This is a genomic window from Dactylosporangium sp. McL0621 (genome assembly GCF_049995355.1).
Classification (GTDB): domain Bacteria; phylum Actinomycetota; class Actinomycetes; order Mycobacteriales; family Micromonosporaceae; genus Dactylosporangium.
On record NZ_CP188259.1, the window covers coordinates 1,586,591 to 1,603,267 of the forward strand.

Sequence of the window (16,677 nt, forward strand, 5' to 3'; positions counted from 1 at the left end):
CACTGTGTCGGGATGGAGATCGGTCGGCACATCGACGCCTTGGAGCGCGCCGGGCTGGATCTCGTCGACGCCGCGGAGAAGGCGGGCTTCGACGCCCCGGTGCCCACCTGCCCCGAGTGGACGGTCCGCGAACTGCTCCAGCACGTCGGCTACGTCCACCGCTGGGCCGCCGCCTATGTCCGCGACGGGCGCATCCGCATCCTGACCGACGACGAGGAGGCGGACGCGGTCGGCCCCTTCCCGGAGGACCCGGCCCTGGTCGACTGGTTCCAGGCCGGCCACACCGCGCTCGTCGACCTCCTGCGCGCCGCCCCGGCCGACACCGCCTGCTGGCACTTCCTGCCCGCCGACTCCCCGCTCGGCTTCTGGGCCCGCCGCCAGGCCCACGAGACGACGATCCACCGGGCCGATCTGCAGGGCGCCGTCGGCGACATCGCCGGCGTGGAGGCCGACCTGGGCCTCGACGGCATCGACGAGCTGCTGATGGGCTTCTACGGCTCCCGCGGCGGCCGCCTGCGCAGCGAGAAGCCCTGCACGCTGTCGGTCCACGCGCTGGACGGCGCCGCCGCGGACGGGCCCCACGAGTGGACGGTCGCGATGACACCCCAGGGCGCGACGATCGTGCGGGGCGCCACGACGCCGGCGGACTGCTCGCTGCGCGGCCCGGCGAGCGCGCTGTACCTGGCCCTGTGGAACCGCCGCGCCACGCGCGACCTCCACGTGCAGGGCGACGAGTCGGTGCTCTCGGTCTGGCGCGACCGCGCGACGATCCGCTGGACCTGAGACAGCGGGATATGCCACAGGAGGTCGGATCGACGGTGCCCGGCATGGGAGACTCGCCCAGGAACTGAAGGGTCGTTAGGGAGGCGGGCTACATGGGGCGCGAGTTTGCATCCGTCGGGGTGGTCGGGCTCGGAACCATGGGGGCCGGCATCGTCGAGGTCTTCGCCCGCAACGGGATCGACGTCCTGGCCGTCGAGGTCAGCGACGCGGCGCTCCGGCGGGGGCAGGAGACGCTGCACGGCAGCGTCGACCGGGCCGTGCGCAAGGGCAAGCTCTCCGAGGACGAGCGCGCCGCGCTGCTGAGCCGGGTCACCTTCGCGGTCGGGCTGCCGGCGCTGGGCGACGTGGACCTGGTCATCGAGGCCGTGCCCGAGCAGCTCGAGCTCAAGCAGCGCATCTTCGCCGAGCTCGACAAGGTGTGCCGGCCGGGCGCCATCCTCGCCACCAACACCTCCAGCCTCTCCGTCACCGAGATCTCGGTCGCCACCAGCCGGCCCGACCGGGTCGTGGGCATGCACTTCTTCAACCCGGCGCCGATCATGAAGCTCGTCGAGGTCGTGCGCACCGTCGTCACCGCCGACGACGTGGTCGCCGACATCGAGGCGCTGTGCGCGCGGCTGGGCAAGGTGGACGTCACCATCGGCGACCGGGCCGGGTTCATCGCCAACGCGCTGCTGTTCGGCTACCTCAACCAGGCGGTCTCGCTGCTCGAGGCCAAGTACGTCACCCGCGAGGACCTCGACGCGGCCATGCGGCTCGGCTGCGGGCTGCCCATGGGTCCGCTCGCGCTCATGGACCTCATCGGGCTCGACACCGCTTACGAGATCCTCGACACCATGTACCGCCGCGGCGGCCGCGACCGCCGCCACGCCCCCGTGCCGCTCATCAAGCAGATGGTCACGGCCGGGCTGCTCGGGCGGAAGTCGGGCCGGGGCTTCTACACGTACGAGAAGCCGGGCTCGCCCGTCGTCGTGCCCGACGAGGCCACCCCGGCCGCCGGCGGCGGGAAGACCGCGGCGGGGCCGGCGGTCGCGAAGGTCGGCGTCGTCGGCTCCGGCACCATGGCCACCGGCATCATCGAGGTCTTCGCGCGCGCCGGGCTCGAGGTCGTCTCCGTGACCCGCGGCGCCGAGCAGTCGGGCCGCACCTTCGAGACGCTCAAGACGTCGCTGAACAAGGCGGTCGTGCGCGGCCGGCTCGACGAGGCCGGGCGGGACGCGGCGCTGGGCCGGGTCACCTGGTCGGCGACGATCGAGCACCTGGCCGACGTCGACCTCGTCGTCGAGGCCGTCGTGGAGGAGCTGTCGGTCAAGAAGGCGCTCTTCGCCTCGCTCGACGAGATCTGCAAGCCCGGCGTCGTGCTCGCGACCACCACGTCGAGCCTGCCGGTGATCGAGCTCGCGGTGGCCACCGAGCGCCCCGCCGACGTGGTCGGGCTGCACTTCTTCAACCCGGCGCCGGTGATGGGCCTGGTCGAGGTGGTGCGCACGATCCGCACCTCCGACGCGACAGTCGCCGCCGCCACCGCGCTGTGCCGGGCCGTGGACAAGCACGCGGTCGTGTGCGCCGACCGCTCCGGGTTCGTCGTCAACGCGCTGCTGTTCCCGTACCTCAACGACGCCGTCAAGATGGTCGAGGCCTCGTACTCGACCGCCGACGACATCGACCACGCGATGAAGCTGGGCTGCGGCTACCCGATGGGCCCGTTCGAGCTGCTCGACGTCGTCGGGCTCGACGTGGCCCTGGCGATCCAGCGGGAGCTGTACCTCGAGCTGCGCGAGCCCGGCTTCGCCCCCGCCCCGCTCCTGGAGCATCTGGTCACGGCCGGCTACCTGGGTCGCAAGGTGGCCCGGGGATTCCGCGACTATTCGAAGCGGTAGTTCCCGCCGGATACGCTGAATGCGTGTCCCCCCGGCGCAACCACCCCAAGCGCGACGACGCACCGCCGCCGATCGACCTCGACCGGATCAAGCGGGGCGTCGGCGCCGTGCAGCAGTGGAGCGACGGGGAGTGGCAGGTGCGCAACATCCCGGCGGGCGGGGCGACGAAGGCGTACCGCTGCCCGGGTTGTGACCAGGAGATCGGCCAAGGCGTGCCGCACCTGGTGGCCTGGCCCGCGGACGAGCGCGGCGACCTGACCGACCGCCGGCACTGGCACACCGGCTGCTGGCGCGCCCGCGACCGGCGCGGCCCGAACGTCCAGCGCAGCCGCAGCGCGCCGCGGTACGGCTGAGCGACTAGGGGCTGTATCGAAGTGGATGGCCGGGCTGCGGCGGACTCAGACGCCGCCGGGAACCGTAGCGGTCACCCCGATACAAGCCCGGTATCGGGGCGCGCCCGGCGCGGCCCCAGCCGACGCCTGAGCCTCGCCTCGCTCCGACCCCCACTTCGATACAGCCCCTAACGGTCGGGGCGGGACAGGTCGCGGCGCAGCAGCGACGACGGCGGGCGGTCCTGGATCGGGACGAACGGCATCGGCTCTGCGGCCGACAGCCAGGAGTCGCGGCGGCGCCAGATCGACAGCCACGGCTCGCCGGTCGCCGAGCGCACGAGCGCCGCCGCGCTCAGGATCAGCCCCGCGGCCCGCGCCCGGGCGGGCGCGAGGTGCCGGTGCGCGAAGGCCATCCGCTCGGTCAGCAGCGCCGTGCTCACCAGGCGGGGCCCCGGGCGCTCGGGGTCCAGCGCCGAGTGCCGTCCGGCCGGGCGATCCGGGGCGATGGCGGCCATCTGCGCGTCGGGCACGAGGACCGGGCGGGCGCCGAGGGCTCGTGCGCGTACCGACAGATCCGCCGTGGGCATCCGCTCGTCGAACCCGCCCAGCCGCCGCCACAGCTCGCGCTCGATGAGCAGCATCCGGGGCGTCACGGCCGGCACCTCGCCGCCGATCGCGCGGTCCAGCCGCGGCAGCCGCTCGGGATCGTAGGGCAGCCCGGCGGCCAGGCAGGCGGTGCCGAGCAGCGACGGCGGCCCCTCCACGGTGCGCCCGTCGTCGATGCGGTCGCGGCCGGCGTGCGGCGTGCGCCCGAGGGCGAGCAGGCCGGAGAGCGGCGAGCGGCCGGCCTCCACGCGGTCGCGGGCCGGCAAGGGCAGGCGGGCGAGGACGGGCGCGAGGCGGGCGGTGAGCGGCGCGCGGCCGGGGGAGACCCGCTCGCGCAGGGTCCGGCCGGTGTACAGCCGGTCGTCGGGGTGCGAGCCCGCGTACTCGACGAGCGTCCGCACCGTGTCGTCGATCGGCTGCAGGCCGGGGTCGAGGAAGAGCAGCCAGGGCGCGCGGGCGCGGGCGGCGCCGAGGTTGAGCGCGACGGGCGCCGGCAGCGGCTCGTCGCGGCGGATCAGCGCGACCGCGCGAAAGGCGTGGCGCACCGCGGCCGCGGTGTTGTCGGTGGAGCCGTTGTCGACCACGATCATTTCGGCCGGGACCTCGGTGCCCGTCCGCAGCGCGGCCAGCCCCTTGAGCAGAACCTCGCGGGAGTTGTGCGTGACGGTGATGATGCTGAGGACCGGTGCTGGCTGACTCACTAGCGGCTCCCACGGCGCGGCTGAAGCTTCCCGGATAGTACCGGCGGCGGGGGTGAATTAGCCGAAAGTACCGGGGGAAGTCCGCCGACAGGCCGGGTGAGAACCCGGCGGGGAGGCCGTGCGAGCTGCTAAAACGATCATTCCGGACACAAACCTGGCTCGGGTCCGCCTGCCGTCGCGCCGGTGGGCGCTGCTACTCTCGCGTCAGCGGTGCGGAAAGTCTGCCCGGCTATTTGTGCTCATGCGTTGAAACATTCCTTGCGCCATTGCGTTCGACCGCCGGATCGGGCGACAACCGGTATACAAGGATGCGAGCAAAGGGCGGAAGTGGTCCGAGGTGGCGGCTTGATGGTGACGCTCCGTTTGTTTACGACGAATGTAAGGATGGCAGAACGGACGGTGATCACGCGTTTCGCCTGGTCATGGGGTTGGCGGTATCGGTCATCGTCGCTGCACGGATCTTTAAGTCCGGCATAGCCGGTCATTAAGGCGACGCAGCGTGATTGCCCGGAGTTCGCCGGCCGCGGACCTGGAGCGGGTTTCCCGCACGGTCTCCGTCTTGTCCTTTTTCCCCTTATTGGTGGACGGTTCGGGCAAAGGTGCAGCACCCACGGTGTCAATAGCACCTTCAGCCACGTCGGGAATGCGGCACGACGGTACCGTCTATGAGACTTCCTCGGTACCTTACGCCGGGGTTCGGCCGCGCATGGGTTGTCGCGGCGGGCGGACGCCACCACAACCTTCGATTAGTGGATCTGTGCTGGTACGCAAAGGGGGTTGGGATGGTCATGGCGGATTCGGCCACGGTCGAGACCGCGGTGATGGCGGCGTTCCCTGGGGTCCAGCGCCGGCGCCTCCGGTCGACCGGGCGTAATCTGCTGGTCGCCTTCCTCGGCGACGCGCTGGCGGTCACGATCACCATCACGACCGTCGTACTGTTCATGGCCGCCGATCTGATGGGCGGGGCGTTCGTGGCGCCCGGCGAGGGCGTGGCGCCCGCCTACTCCGTCACCGCCTTCGGTCTGTTCTGGCTGCTGCTGCTCGCGAGCAGCCGGATGTACGACCGCTGGTTCCTGGAGAACCACACGGGGATGATCTACCGGAGCCTGCGCGCCGCCGTCGTCGCGGTCGCGATCCTCGCCCCGGTCTGTGTGCTCTTCGACATGCTGTACCTGCTCAAGCCCATCATCGTCGCGGTACCCGTCGCCGTCGCCCTGACCATCGCCGGCCGCTACACCACGCTCGCGGTGCTGCGCACCGTGCAGCGGGAGTACGTCCGCCAGCGCACCCTGGTCATCGGCCCGGCCGACTCGGTCGTCACCCTGCTCACGGCGCTGCGCCGCGACCGTTCCTACGGTCTGCGGGTCGCCGGAGCCTGCATCACCGACCTCGACCACGCACGCAAGATCACCGCTCACTCCATCCCGGTGTACGGCGACCTCAAGGACGTCGCCGGCACCGCCCTCGGCGCCGGGTGTACCGCGGTGCTGGTGGCGCTGCCGCTGGAGATGGACCCGTACAAGATGCGCCGCCTGGCCTGGGAGCTCTCGGACAACGACATCGAGCTGCTGGTCGCCCCGGCCCTGCCCGAGGTCGCCCCCGAGCGCGTGGCCGTGCTGCCCAGCGGCGGGGGCCCGCTGCTGCACGTGCGCGCGCCCGTCCTCACCGGCCCGCAGCGTGCGGTCAAGAACGTGCTCGACCGGCTGCTGGCCGCGATCCTGCTGATCCTGGCCGGACCGTTCATGATCGTGATGGCCATCATGATCCGCGCCACGAGCCCGGGGCCGGCCCTGTTCCGCCAGCCGCGCGCCGGGATCAACGGCAAGGAGTTCACGTGCTTCAAGTTCCGCACCATGGTCAAGGACGCGGACAAGCTGCGGCAGGACATCGAGCACCTCAACCAGCACACCGAGGGCCTGCTGTTCAAGATGAAGCGAGACCCGCGGGTGACCAAGGTCGGCTCGATCCTGCGCCGCACCTCGCTGGACGAGCTGCCGCAGCTGCTCAACGTCATCAACGGCACGATGTCGATGGTCGGCCCCCGCCCGCCGCTGATGTCGGAGGTCGCCGCCTATGACGAGGACGTACGCCGCCGGCTGCTGGTCAAGCCGGGCATGACCGGGCTGTGGCAGGTCAGCGGCCGCTCGGAGCTGTCCTGGCAGGAGTCGGTGCGGCTCGACCTCAACTACGTCGACAACTGGTCGCCGCTGCTCGACCTGCGCATCCTGGCCCGAACGGCGAACGCGGTGGTCCGCGGGACCGGCGCCTACTGATCTCTTGCGTGGAACCAAGGCCCCCGGCGCGCCGGGGGCCTTCGTCGTGTCAGTCCATGCTGAGGGCCGACCGGGTGCTGAGGTCGCTGCCCCAGCCGGCCCGGTCGCGGCGCACCCGGCTGAGCGTGCGGTCCAGGACGAGCACGCTCAGGTAGCAGGCGGCGTCGACCGGGCTCACCTCGCGGCGGCGGAGCAGGGCGGCGAGGGAGCCCAGGCCGGGCCCGCCCTCGGCATGGGCCCGCTGGAGGCCGGGCCCGCCCTCGGCGTGGGCCCGCTGGAGGCCGGCGAGCTGGCGGTTGCCGCGGCGCACGCGGACGCGGCGGTTCAGGTGGGCCTTGACGGTGCGGGCCGGGCGCACCAGCGACCGGGCCTCGGCCACCACGACCCGCTCGTCCGGGCCGAAGCTGGCGTGCACCCAGCCGTCGTCGGCGATCACGTCCGGCATCGGGAAGACCCGGGCGTGGCCCGCCTCGGTGAGCACGTAGACGCCGACCCCGGCGAGCGCGCGCATCGGCGCGATGAGCCGGTCGTGCACGCGGTGCACGCGCCGCACGAGGCGGCCGACCCGGGCCAGGTCGAGCTCGGGCACCGGGGCGCAGGCCAGCACGCCCGGCCGTTCGCAGGCGCGCACCAGGGCCCGGACGGAGTCGGCGGTCAGCTCGACGTCGGCGTCGAGGTAGATCCGGGGGAAGGTCCGGCAGGCCTCGTCGCCGAGGCGCAGCGCCGGCACCTTGCCGGGGATCGAGGTCTCCAGCACCCGCACCCCGGCCTCGGCCGCGACCTCGGCCGTGCGGTCGCCGCACGCGTTCGCCACGACGATGACGTCGAATTCGCCGGGCGTGGTGCCCTCCAGCAGCCGGCGCAGGTTGGCCCCGATGACCGCGGCCTCGTTGTGGGCGGGAACGACGATGCTGACCAGCGGACCCGTCACCGGACCACCTCTCGTACGGGAGTGCACCAGTGGGCCGCCCGGGTCAGGCGACGAGGATCTCCGCGGCGACGCCGAGCTCCACGAGGGCCTTGGCGATCTCCTCGTGGTACGCCGCGTTGGTGATGACGACCGCCTTGGGCTGCAGGGCGGTAAGCGACGACGGCGGGTCGACGCGGTGCCCGGTGACCGGCAGGAACCGTCCCCATTTGCGCGGGTTGAGGTCGACCACGCCGGCCAGGGCGAGGTCGCGGTCGGCGAGGGTGAGCAGCTGCACGCCCCGCGATCCGGCCCCCCACAGCACCGGCCGGGCGCCCTCGGCATCCAGCCGCGCGATCGTGGACCGCCAGCGCTCGCGCTCGGCGTGGTGCCGGTCGGCGAAGCCCGCCAGCGTGGCGAGCTGCTTGTCGCGCGCCCGCAGCGACGGGAGCTCGCCGGTGTGCGCGACGTGCCCGCCCGCGCGCGGGCGGTTCGCCGAGACCTCGATGTAGCGGTACATGCCGGAGAACAGCGTCCCGGTCGACTCGACGGTCCAGCCGGCGCGGCCGAAGAGGATCGCCAGGGAGTAGGCGCCGAAGTACGACACCTGCGGGTAGGCGACCTCCCAGCCGGCCGAGGCCAGCTCGTGGGCCGCGTCGGGCACCTCGACGTAGCCGAAGACCTCGCGCCCGCCGGCCTGCTCGCGCAGGTCGACCAGGAACTCGTAGGGGTCGTCGAGGTGCTGGAACCAGTGCCGCGAGGTGAAGAAGTCGTACGCCGGCAGGCCGCTCCCGCGCGGGGCGAGCACGCTGTGGAACGTGGTGGAGCCCTGCTCGCCCTCCTCGCCGGCGTACCGCGCGTCGTAGCCGACGCCCCGGGCGCCGCCGACGCGGGTCAGCTCCTGCAGGAACTCGCCCTGCCCGCACCCGAGGTCCAGCACGAGCTTGCCGTGCAGGTCGTAGCGCTCGTTGAGGTTCTCGACGAGCTCGGCGGAGAACCGCTGGAACGTCGGGGAGAAGTACCGGCTGGTGTCCATCGCGGTGTCGTAGACCAGCAGGTCCGGGTCGAACGCCGCGTTGCGCACGTAGGCGCAGCGCGGGCAGGCGGCCGGCACCATCCGGGCGAGCGGCGCGGCGACCGCGTCGCCGTGCGCCTCCCAGTGCACGCCGCTCTGGACCGGGACGTCGCCGAGGTCGGCGAACGGTACGAGCTTGTCCTCGCCGCAGGCGTCGCAGACTCGGGCGGCCTGTTCCGTGGTCACGCCGTCACCCACCCGGCAGAGACAGTGACGAACACGCACATAGTAAAGCTCCCGAACGATCGTCGACGGGCGGAAGTTTATGGGTCGTCAAACGGCCACGGTGTCGTCTGTCGATTACCTGACTGTGGCGAGCAGCCTAGCGCCGGCGCGCGCGGGGCCGCGGTGAGGGTCAGCGGGTGCCGTTGGCCTCGACGGTGACCTTGCCGTTGGTGGGCAGGGCGGCGGTGGCCGCGGTCAGCTCCTCGTCGATCTCGGCCTTGGCCTTGTCCGCCGCGGCCTTCGCCTGCGCCTTCGTGCCGTCGGCGCCGTTGACCCCGTCCGTCGCCTTGGCGGCCTCGGCGGCCTCGGCGGCCTTGGCCACGGTCTTCAGGGCCTCGGCCGTCTCGGCCTGGGCGGCCTCGGTGGCCTTGGCCGCGTTCCTCAGGGCCTCGATGGCCTCGGCCTTCGCGGTCTTCGTCGCCGTTTTCAGGGCCTCGGCGGCCTTGGCGGTCTCGGCCTGGGCGGCCTCCAGCGCCGCCTGGCCGGTCGCGAGCTCGGCCTCCAGCGTGGCCACCTTCGCCTTGAGGGTCTCGGCCTCGGCGGCCGCGGTGCGCAGCGAGTCGGCCTCGGACGCCGTGGCGCGCAGGGTCTCGGCCTCCGCCGCCGCGGCGCGCAGGGAGCCGGCCTCGGCCTCCAGGGCGGCGATGCGGGCCTGGACCTGCTCGGCCTCGGTGTCGGCGGCGGCGCGGACCTCGGCGGCCTCGGCCTCCGCGGCGGCGCGGGCGGCCTCGGCGGCCTGCAGGGCCTCGTCGGCCCGGGTGGCGGCCTCCGCGCGCAGCGACTCGGCGTGCGTGGCGGCCTCGGCCTTGACGGTCTCGGCGTGGGTCGCGGCCTCGGCCTTGACCGTGTCGGCGTGGGTCGCGGCGTCCGCGCGCAGCGAGTCGGCCTCGGCCGCGGCGGCGGTGCGCAGCGACTCGATCTCGGCCGCGGCGGCCGTGCGCAGGGACTCGGCCTCCGTGGATGCGGCGGTGCGCAGGGTCTCGGCCTCGGCGGTGGCCGCGGCGCGCTGCTCGGCGAGCTCGGCCTCGTGGGCCGCGCGCAGCCCGCTCAGCTGCTGCTGGAGGGTCTCGCGGTGGGCGGCGACCTCGGTGTCGGCGGCCTGCTTGGCCGTGACGGTGTCGGCCTCGAGCCGGCGGCGGGCCTGCTCGGCCGCCTCGGCGGCGGCGGCCTCGGCCTGGGCGACGAGGGCGGCCGCGGCCTCCTGGGCCTGCTTGGCGACGGCGGCGGCGTGCTCCTGGGCCTGCCGGGCGACCGCCTCGGCGGCCTCCTGGGCCTTGGCGGCCACGGCCGCGGCGGTCTGCTGGGCCTGGGCGGCGAGCGTGTCGGCCTCGTGCTTGGCCTGGGCGGCGACGGTGGCGGCCTGCTCCTGCGCCTGGGCGACGAGGGCGGCGGCGTGCGACTTGGCCCCCGCGGTCTCCTGCTCGGCGGCGGCGCGCACGGTGTGGGCGTGCTGGTCGGCCTCGGCCTTGACGGCGGCGGCGTGCTGCTCGGCGGCGGTGCGCACCTCGTGGGCGTGGGCCTCGGCCTGGGCGCGGGCCTGCTCGAGCTGGGCGGTGGTGACCTGGGCGATGCGCTGGGCCTCGGCGTGGGCGGCCGCCATGATCTGCTCGGCCTCGCCGCGGGCGCGGGCCGAGCGCTCCTCGACGGCGCGGGCCTCGGCGTCCAGCGCCGAGCGGCGGTGGAAGACCGAGCGCTCCTCCTCCGCGCGGCGGGCGGCGAGGGCGAGCTCGAAGTCCTCGTTGGCCTTGGCGGCGCGGTTGCGGGCCTCGGCGAGCAGTCGCTCGGCCTCGCCCCGCAGGCCGGCGATCTCCTGCACGGCGCTGGCGCGGATGTCGGCGGCCTGGTCCTCGGCGAGCCCGAGGATCTGCTCGACGCGCGCGCCGAGGTGGCGGAAGGAGAGCACCTCGCCGCGGCCGGGTGCGTGCCGGCGCAGCTCCGCCAGCTCCATCTGGAGATCCTGCACCTGGGAGGCGAGGGCCTGGACCTGCCCCCAGACCTCCTCGTTCTCCAGCTTCAGCGCGGCGATCTCGTTCTCGGACTGCGTCCAGTACTTGTCGACCTGGTCGCGCCGGTATCCGCGGATCGCCGTTTCGAAGTCTGGCTCCGAGGACACCCCAGTGCCCGAGTTGAAGAGGTCGCCGCCGTCTGACATAACACCCATCCTCACACGCAACGTCCCGCCACGCGCAATTACACACTGCGCGTGACGGGACGTGCGATCGAACTCCCCGTGAATTAACTTCGAGAACTGGCTGCGACCGCCCCGACCCGGTTCGGTCAGGCGGAGACCTTCTCGCCGTCGCCGGACTTGCCCTTCTTGGCGTCGCCGCCACCCTGGGCGGGGGCGACCGACGGCATGATCCCGGCGAGGCCGGACAGCATCTGTCCGAGCTGCGAGGTGACCGCGTCCTTCTGGCGGGTGAGGTCGTCGACCTCGCGCCGGGCGCGCTGCGTGGTGTCCTCGGCCTCGGCCCGGGCCTCGCTGAGCACCCGGTGGGCCTCGGCGCGGGCCTCGTTGACGGTCTTGTCGGAGAGGTTCTTCGCCTTGTCGATGGTCTCGGCGGCGGCCCGCTCGGACTCGACGCGGCGGGTCTCCGCGCGCTGCTCGATCTCCTTGGCCCGGTCCTCGGCCGCTCGGGCACGCCCCTCGGCCTCGGTGACCAGCTTCTGGGTGGCGGCGACGGCGGAGGCGTGGCGCGCGGACTCGTCGCGCTCGGCCTTCTCCTGACGCTCGGCGATCTCCAGCGCGAGGGACTGCAGGTCCTTGTCGCGCTTGTCGCGGGCGTCGGTGAGCAGCTTGGTCGCCTCGGCGCGCTTCTCCTCGGCCTCGCGGGCGGCCTTGGCCCGCAGCTGGGTGATCTCCCGCTCGGCGGTGGCCCGCAGCGTGGCGACCTCGCGCTCGACGGTCGCCTTGAGCTCGGCGACCTCGTGGGCGGTGGCGGTGCGCAGCTGCTTGGTCTCGCGCTCGGCGTCGGCCCGCAGCGTGTCGGCCTCGCGGCGCGCCTGCACCCGCACCTCGGCGGCCTCGCGCTCGGCGGCCGTGCGCAGGTTGCCCGCCTCCCGCTCGGCGGTCGCCTTCATCGCGGCCGACTCGGCACGCGCCTTGTCGGTGATCTCGCGGGCCTCCAGCCGGGCCGCGGAGATGATGCCCTCGGACTCGCGCTTGGCCTCGCCCCGGTGGTCGTTGGCCTGCTCCTCGGCCAGCCGCAGGATCTGCTCGACCCGCGTGCCCAGCCCGGAGAGCGTCGGCCGGTTGTTCTCTTCCAGCTGCTTGTTGGTGTCGCTGAGCTTCTGCTCCATGGTGCCGAGGCGCTGCTCGGCCTGGCGAACCCGGCGCTGGGCCTCGGCGAGGCGGCCCTCGGCCTCTTCGCGGGCCTGACTGGCCTGCTGCAGCTGCGCGTTGAGGCGCTGCAGCTTGCTGTCGACCTGCTGGCGGTCATAACCGCGAAGGACGACACTCAGCTCTTCGTGATCAGAGCCGTTCTGGAAGAAGTCAACCGAGGACTGCTGCTGGGGCATTGCCACATACTTGCAGACCACCCGGGGGAGTTCGCAAGGGTGGAACGGGTATCTTCCGCACGGCCCTCATGGTCATCTTTCCTGGGCCAGGACACGCCGCGTTTTTGTCACGCTTTATGGGCGTGTCGGGTGACCGAAAGGACCGGAACGCGGGGGGTATCAAATCCCACTCGACATCCCCCGCGCCGTTTGCCGGCCCTCAGCGGTCGCGGAAGCGGTTGATCGCCGGCTCGTGCCGGGCCCGCAGTTCGGGGTCGCGCACCCCGAGGCCCTCGGCCGGGGCCAGGCCCAGGACGCCGACCTTGCCCTGGTGCAGGTTGCGGTGCACGTCGTACGCCGCCTGCCCGGTCTGCTCCAGTGGGTACACCCGGGAAAGGGTGGGGTGGATGCGCCCCCGCGCGATCAGGCGGTTGGCCTCCCAGGCCTCGCGGTAGTTCGCGAAATGGGAGCCCACGATGCGCTTGAGGTTCATCCAGAGATACCGGTTGTCGTACTGGTGCATGAACCCCGACGTCGAGGCGCACGTGACGATCGTGCCGCCGCGCCGCGCGACGAACACGCTGACGCCGAACGTCTCGCGCCCGGGGTGCTCGAAGACGATGTCGGGGTCCTCGCCGCCGGTGAGCGCGCGGATCTCGGCGCCGAAGCGCTTCCACTCGTCCGTGTCCTGGTGGTGCTCGTCGCGCCAGAACCGGTACCCGGAGCGGTCGATCACGAGCTCGGCGCCCATCGCCCGGCACAGCTCCGCCTTCTGCGGGCTGGAGACCACGCACACCGGCGTCGCGCCGCCGTTGAGCGCGAACTGCACCGCGTAGGAGCCCAGGCCGCCCGAGGCGCCCCAGATGAGCACTGTGTCGCCCTGCTTCATCTGCGCGCCGTGGTGGGAGACGAGCTGGCGGTACGCGGTCGAGTTGACCAGCCCCGGGCAGGCCGCCTCCTCCCAGGACAGGTGCGCGGGCTTCGGCATGAGCTGGTTGGCCTTGACCAGGGCGAGCTCGGCCAGGCCGCCGTAGTTGGTCTCGAAGCCCCAGATGCGCTGCTGCGGGTCGAGCATCGTGTCGTCGTGGCCGGCGGCGTCCTCGAGCTCGACGCTGAGGCAGTGCGCGACGACCTCGTCGCCGGGCTTCCACTTGCTCACCCCGGGCCCGACGCGCAGCACGACGCCGGCCGCGTCGGAGCCGACGACGTGGTACGGCAGGTCGTGACGCTTGGCGAGGGAGTTCAGCCGGCCGTACCGGCGCAGGAACCCGAACGTCGAGACCGGCTCGAAGATCGACGTCCACACCGTGTTGTAGTTGACCGCGCTGCCCATCACGGCGATCAGCGCCTCGCCCGGCCCGACCTCGGGGGTGGGCACCTCCTGCACGTGCAGGGACTTGCGGGGGTCCTTGTCGCGCGTCTCCAGCCCGTCGAACAGGCCCGCCTCGCCGGCGCGCACCACGACGCCCCGATAGCTGTCCGGCACCGGCAGGCCGGCCACCGCCCGGAGCTGCGCGGCCGGGTCGGCGGCCCCTTCCGCCTGCATGATCGCGTCGAGGATGTGCTGCATCGCTGGCGCTCCTAACCTCCGCAGGAAAGCGTCGCCGCAGGACGCCCTGGGGCGGAGGTTACTGACCGGTAGCTATGGCCGGAACGGGCTAGTGAAAAACTGCACTAGCGGGTTCGACCAGCTCCACCAGTACACCCCCGGCGTCCCTGGGGTGCACGAAGTTGATGCGGGAGCCGGCGGTACCGCGCCGCGGCTGCTCGTACAGCAGCCGCACCCCGCGCTCGCGCAGCTCGGCGCAGGCGGCGTCGACGTCGGTGACGGTGTAGGCCAGCTGCTGCATCCCGGGCCCGCTGCGCTCCAGGAACTTCGCGATCGTCGACTCCGGCGACAGCGGCGCGAGCAGCTGCAGGCAGCCGCCTTCGGGGGTCGGGCCGACGGAGAGCATCGCCTCGCGCACGCCCTGCTCCTCGTTGGTCTCCTCGTGCACGCAGCGCATGCCGAACACCCGCGCGTAGAAGGCGATGGCCTCGTCGAGGTCGGCCACGGCGATGCCCACGTGGTCGATCCGCTGGATGCCGATGGGTGATATATCCAACTTCTGGCCCGAGGTCTCCATGGCGATAGTCTGAACTGAATCCACGTTCAGGTCGCGACGGTGCGATGTGAACCTTCTCTCGGAGGCCTCCTGCGATGACTCAGTCGGTGATCGTCAACGGCGCGCGCACGCCGATGGGCCGCCTGCTCGGCGCCCTCAAGGACTTCCCGGCGACGAAGCTCGGCGAGGTCGCGATCCGGGCCGCGCTGGAGCGCTCCGGGGTCGCGCCCGAGCAGGTGCAGTACGTCATCATGGGCCAGGTCCTGCAGGCCGGCTCCGGGCAGATCCCCGCGCGCCAGGCCGCGGTGGGGGCCGGGATCCCCATGCACGTCCCGGCGCTCACGATCAACAAGGTGTGCCTCTCCGGCCTCGACGCCATCGCGCTGGCCGACCAGCTCATCCGCGCGGGCGAGTTCGACATCGTCGTGGCCGGCGGCATGGAGTCGATGACCAACGCGCCGCACCTGCTGGTCGGGCAGCGGCAGGGGTACAAGTACGGCGACGTGGTGATCAAGGACCACATGGCCCTCGACGGCCTCACCGACGCCTACGACCAGGTCTCCATGGGCGAGTCGACCGAGCGGCACGTGGCCCGCCTCGGCATCAGCCGCGAGGCCCAGGACGCGTTCGGCGCGGCCAGCCACCAGCGGGCCGCCGCCGCGCAGAAGAACGGCCACTTCGCCGAGGAGATCGTTGCGGTCGAGATCCCGCGGGCGCCCAGGAAATCCGGCACTGCCGAGCCCCTGGTCGTGACCGAAGACGAGCAGATCCGGCCCGAGACCACGGCGGAGAGCCTGGCCAAGCTGCGCCCGGCGTTCGCCAAGGACGGCACCATCACCGCCGCGACCTCCTCGCCGATCTCCGACGGCGCCTGCGCCGTGGTCGTGATGAGCAAGGCCAAGGCCGAGGAGCTGGGCCTGGAGTGGCTCGCAGAGATCGGCGCCCACGGCAACGTGGCCGGCCCGGACAACTCGCTGACCAGCCAGCCCTCCAACGCCATCAAGCACGCGCTGGGCAAGGCCGGGCTCACCGCGGCCGACCTCGACCTGATCGAGATCAACGAGGCCTTCGCCGCCGTCGGCGTGCAGTCCACCGCCGACCTGGGCGTCGACCCCGCGATCGTCAACGTCAACGGCGGCGCGATCGCCCTGGGCCACCCGATCGGCATGAGCGGTGCCCGCCTCGCCCTCACCCTCGCGCTGGAGCTGCGCCGGCGCGGCGGCGGCCTCGGCGCGGCCGCCCTGTGCGGCGGCGGCGGCCAGGGCGACGCCCTCCTGCTGCGCGTGCCCAAGCGGTGACGATCCGCCGCTCGCGCGACGTGCCGACGCTCGTCGACGCCGCCCGGGAGGGCGACCCGCGGGCCGTGGCGCGCCTGATCAGCCTGGTCGAGGACGGCGACGAGGTGCTGCCGGCCATCGCGGCGGCCCTCGCGCCGCGCACCGGCGCGGCCGCCGTCATCGGGCTGACCGGCTCGCCGGGCGTGGGCAAGTCGACCACGACCAACGAGCTCGTCCGCGCGTTCCGCAAGGCGGGCCGGCGCGTCGGCGTGCTCGCCGTCGACCCGTCGAGCCCGTTCACCGGCGGCGCCATCCTGGGCGACCGGGTGCGCATGCAGGACCACGCCACCGACCCCGGCGTGTACATCCGCTCCATGTCCAGCCGGGGCCACCTGGGCGGGCTGTCCGCGGCCACGCCCCAGGCCGCGCGGGTGCTCGAGGGCGCCGGCTGCGACCCTGTCGTGGTCGAGACCGTCGGCGTCGGCCAGGCCGAGGTCGAGATCGCCGGGCTGGCCGACACCACCGTCGTGCTGCTGGCCCCCGGCATGGGCGACGCGATCCAGGCGGCCAAGGCGGGCGTGCTCGAGATCGCCGACGTGTTCGTGGTGAACAAGGCCGACCGCGACGGCGCCGACGCCACGTACCGGGACATTCAGGGCATGATCGGCCTCGGCGAGCGCGCCGCCGGGCAGTGGCGCCCGCGCGTCGTGCGCTGCGTCGCCGCGCGCGGCGAGGGCATCGACGAGCTGGTCGAGGCGATCGAGGCGCACCGTGCGTACCTGCACGACTCCGGCGAGCTCGACACCCGGCGCACGCGGCGGGCCGAGGCCGAGATCGAGGCGATCGCCCTGGGCACGCTGCGGGCCCGGATGAAGGACCTGCGCCGGGGCGACGCCCTGGCCACGCTGGCCCGCGACGTCGCGGGCGGCCGCACCGACCCCTATGCGGCGGCCGATGCCCTGCTGGCCCAGCTCGGCTAAGGTCTGCGGGTCAACCACCGCTAGACCAGCACATT

The 16,677-nt window shown here is 73.0% G+C and carries 13 protein-coding genes; 6 read left to right on the plus strand and 7 right to left on the minus strand.

Annotation, left to right across the window (positions count from 1 at the left end):
- The first annotated feature begins 12 nt into the window (after positions 1 to 12).
- The 3 genes from ACPPVO_RS07330 (at position 13) to ACPPVO_RS07340 (ending at position 3,016) form a co-directional block, all read left to right on the plus strand.
- Positions 13 to 783, plus strand: a complete 771-nt coding sequence (locus ACPPVO_RS07330) for a maleylpyruvate isomerase family mycothiol-dependent enzyme (protein WP_426510492.1) — start codon at positions 13 to 15, stop codon at positions 781 to 783.
- A 92-nt stretch (positions 784 to 875) separates the two neighbouring features.
- Positions 876 to 2,663: a 3-hydroxyacyl-CoA dehydrogenase family protein gene (locus tag ACPPVO_RS07335; protein WP_426510493.1), complete on the plus strand. Its 1,788-nt coding sequence runs from the start codon at positions 876 to 878 to the stop codon at positions 2,661 to 2,663.
- 71 nt (positions 2,664 to 2,734) lie between these two features.
- Positions 2,735 to 3,016, plus strand: coding sequence for a hypothetical protein (locus tag ACPPVO_RS07340; RefSeq protein WP_426514563.1), 282 nt, complete (start codon positions 2,735 to 2,737; stop codon positions 3,014 to 3,016).
- A 167-nt stretch (positions 3,017 to 3,183) separates the two neighbouring features.
- On the opposite strand, the gene ACPPVO_RS07345 is transcribed toward ACPPVO_RS07340, so the two are convergent.
- Positions 3,184 to 4,302, minus strand: a complete 1,119-nt coding sequence (locus ACPPVO_RS07345; protein ID WP_426510494.1) for a glycosyltransferase — start codon at positions 4,300 to 4,302, stop codon at positions 3,184 to 3,186.
- A gap of 782 nt (positions 4,303 to 5,084) precedes the next feature.
- Here ACPPVO_RS07345 and ACPPVO_RS07350 point away from each other — a divergent pair.
- Complete coding sequence (locus ACPPVO_RS07350; RefSeq protein ID WP_426510495.1) at positions 5,085 to 6,575, plus strand: sugar transferase; 1,491 nt, start codon at positions 5,085 to 5,087, stop codon at positions 6,573 to 6,575.
- 49 nt (positions 6,576 to 6,624) lie between these two features.
- Here ACPPVO_RS07350 and ACPPVO_RS07355 read toward each other — a convergent pair whose 3' ends face one another.
- The 6 genes from ACPPVO_RS07355 to mce form a co-directional block, all read right to left on the minus strand.
- Complete coding sequence (locus ACPPVO_RS07355; protein WP_426510496.1) at positions 6,625 to 7,506, minus strand: glycosyltransferase; 882 nt, start codon at positions 7,504 to 7,506, stop codon at positions 6,625 to 6,627.
- Positions 7,507 to 7,549: 43 nt separating this feature from the next.
- A complete protein-coding gene (locus tag ACPPVO_RS07360; protein ID WP_426510497.1) occupies positions 7,550 to 8,743 on the minus strand; it encodes a methyltransferase domain-containing protein in 1,194 nt (397 codons plus the stop codon).
- A gap of 169 nt (positions 8,744 to 8,912) precedes the next feature.
- Complete coding sequence (locus ACPPVO_RS07365; protein ID WP_426510498.1) at positions 8,913 to 10,934, minus strand: hypothetical protein; 2,022 nt, start codon at positions 10,932 to 10,934, stop codon at positions 8,913 to 8,915.
- Positions 10,935 to 11,059: 125 nt separating this feature from the next.
- A complete protein-coding gene (locus ACPPVO_RS07370; RefSeq protein WP_426510499.1) occupies positions 11,060 to 12,301 on the minus strand; it encodes a cell division protein DivIVA in 1,242 nt (413 codons plus the stop codon).
- Positions 12,302 to 12,500: 199 nt separating this feature from the next.
- On the minus strand, positions 12,501 to 13,850 hold the full coding sequence (gene ccrA / locus ACPPVO_RS07375; protein ID WP_426510500.1) for a crotonyl-CoA carboxylase/reductase: 1,350 nt from the start codon (positions 13,848 to 13,850) through the stop codon (positions 12,501 to 12,503).
- An 88-nt stretch (positions 13,851 to 13,938) separates the two neighbouring features.
- Positions 13,939 to 14,406, minus strand: coding sequence for a methylmalonyl-CoA epimerase (mce, locus tag ACPPVO_RS07380; RefSeq protein ID WP_426510501.1), 468 nt, complete (start codon positions 14,404 to 14,406; stop codon positions 13,939 to 13,941).
- A 74-nt stretch (positions 14,407 to 14,480) separates the two neighbouring features.
- On the opposite strand from mce, the gene ACPPVO_RS07385 reads away from it, so the two are divergent.
- On the plus strand, positions 14,481 to 15,683 hold the full coding sequence (locus tag ACPPVO_RS07385; protein ID WP_426510502.1) for an acetyl-CoA C-acetyltransferase: 1,203 nt from the start codon (positions 14,481 to 14,483) through the stop codon (positions 15,681 to 15,683).
- On the plus strand, positions 15,680 to 16,642 hold the full coding sequence (meaB, locus tag ACPPVO_RS07390; RefSeq protein ID WP_426510503.1) for a methylmalonyl Co-A mutase-associated GTPase MeaB: 963 nt from the start codon (positions 15,680 to 15,682) through the stop codon (positions 16,640 to 16,642). The genes ACPPVO_RS07385 and meaB overlap by 4 nt, the downstream gene beginning before the upstream one ends.
- Positions 16,643 to 16,677 lie beyond the last annotated feature (35 nt).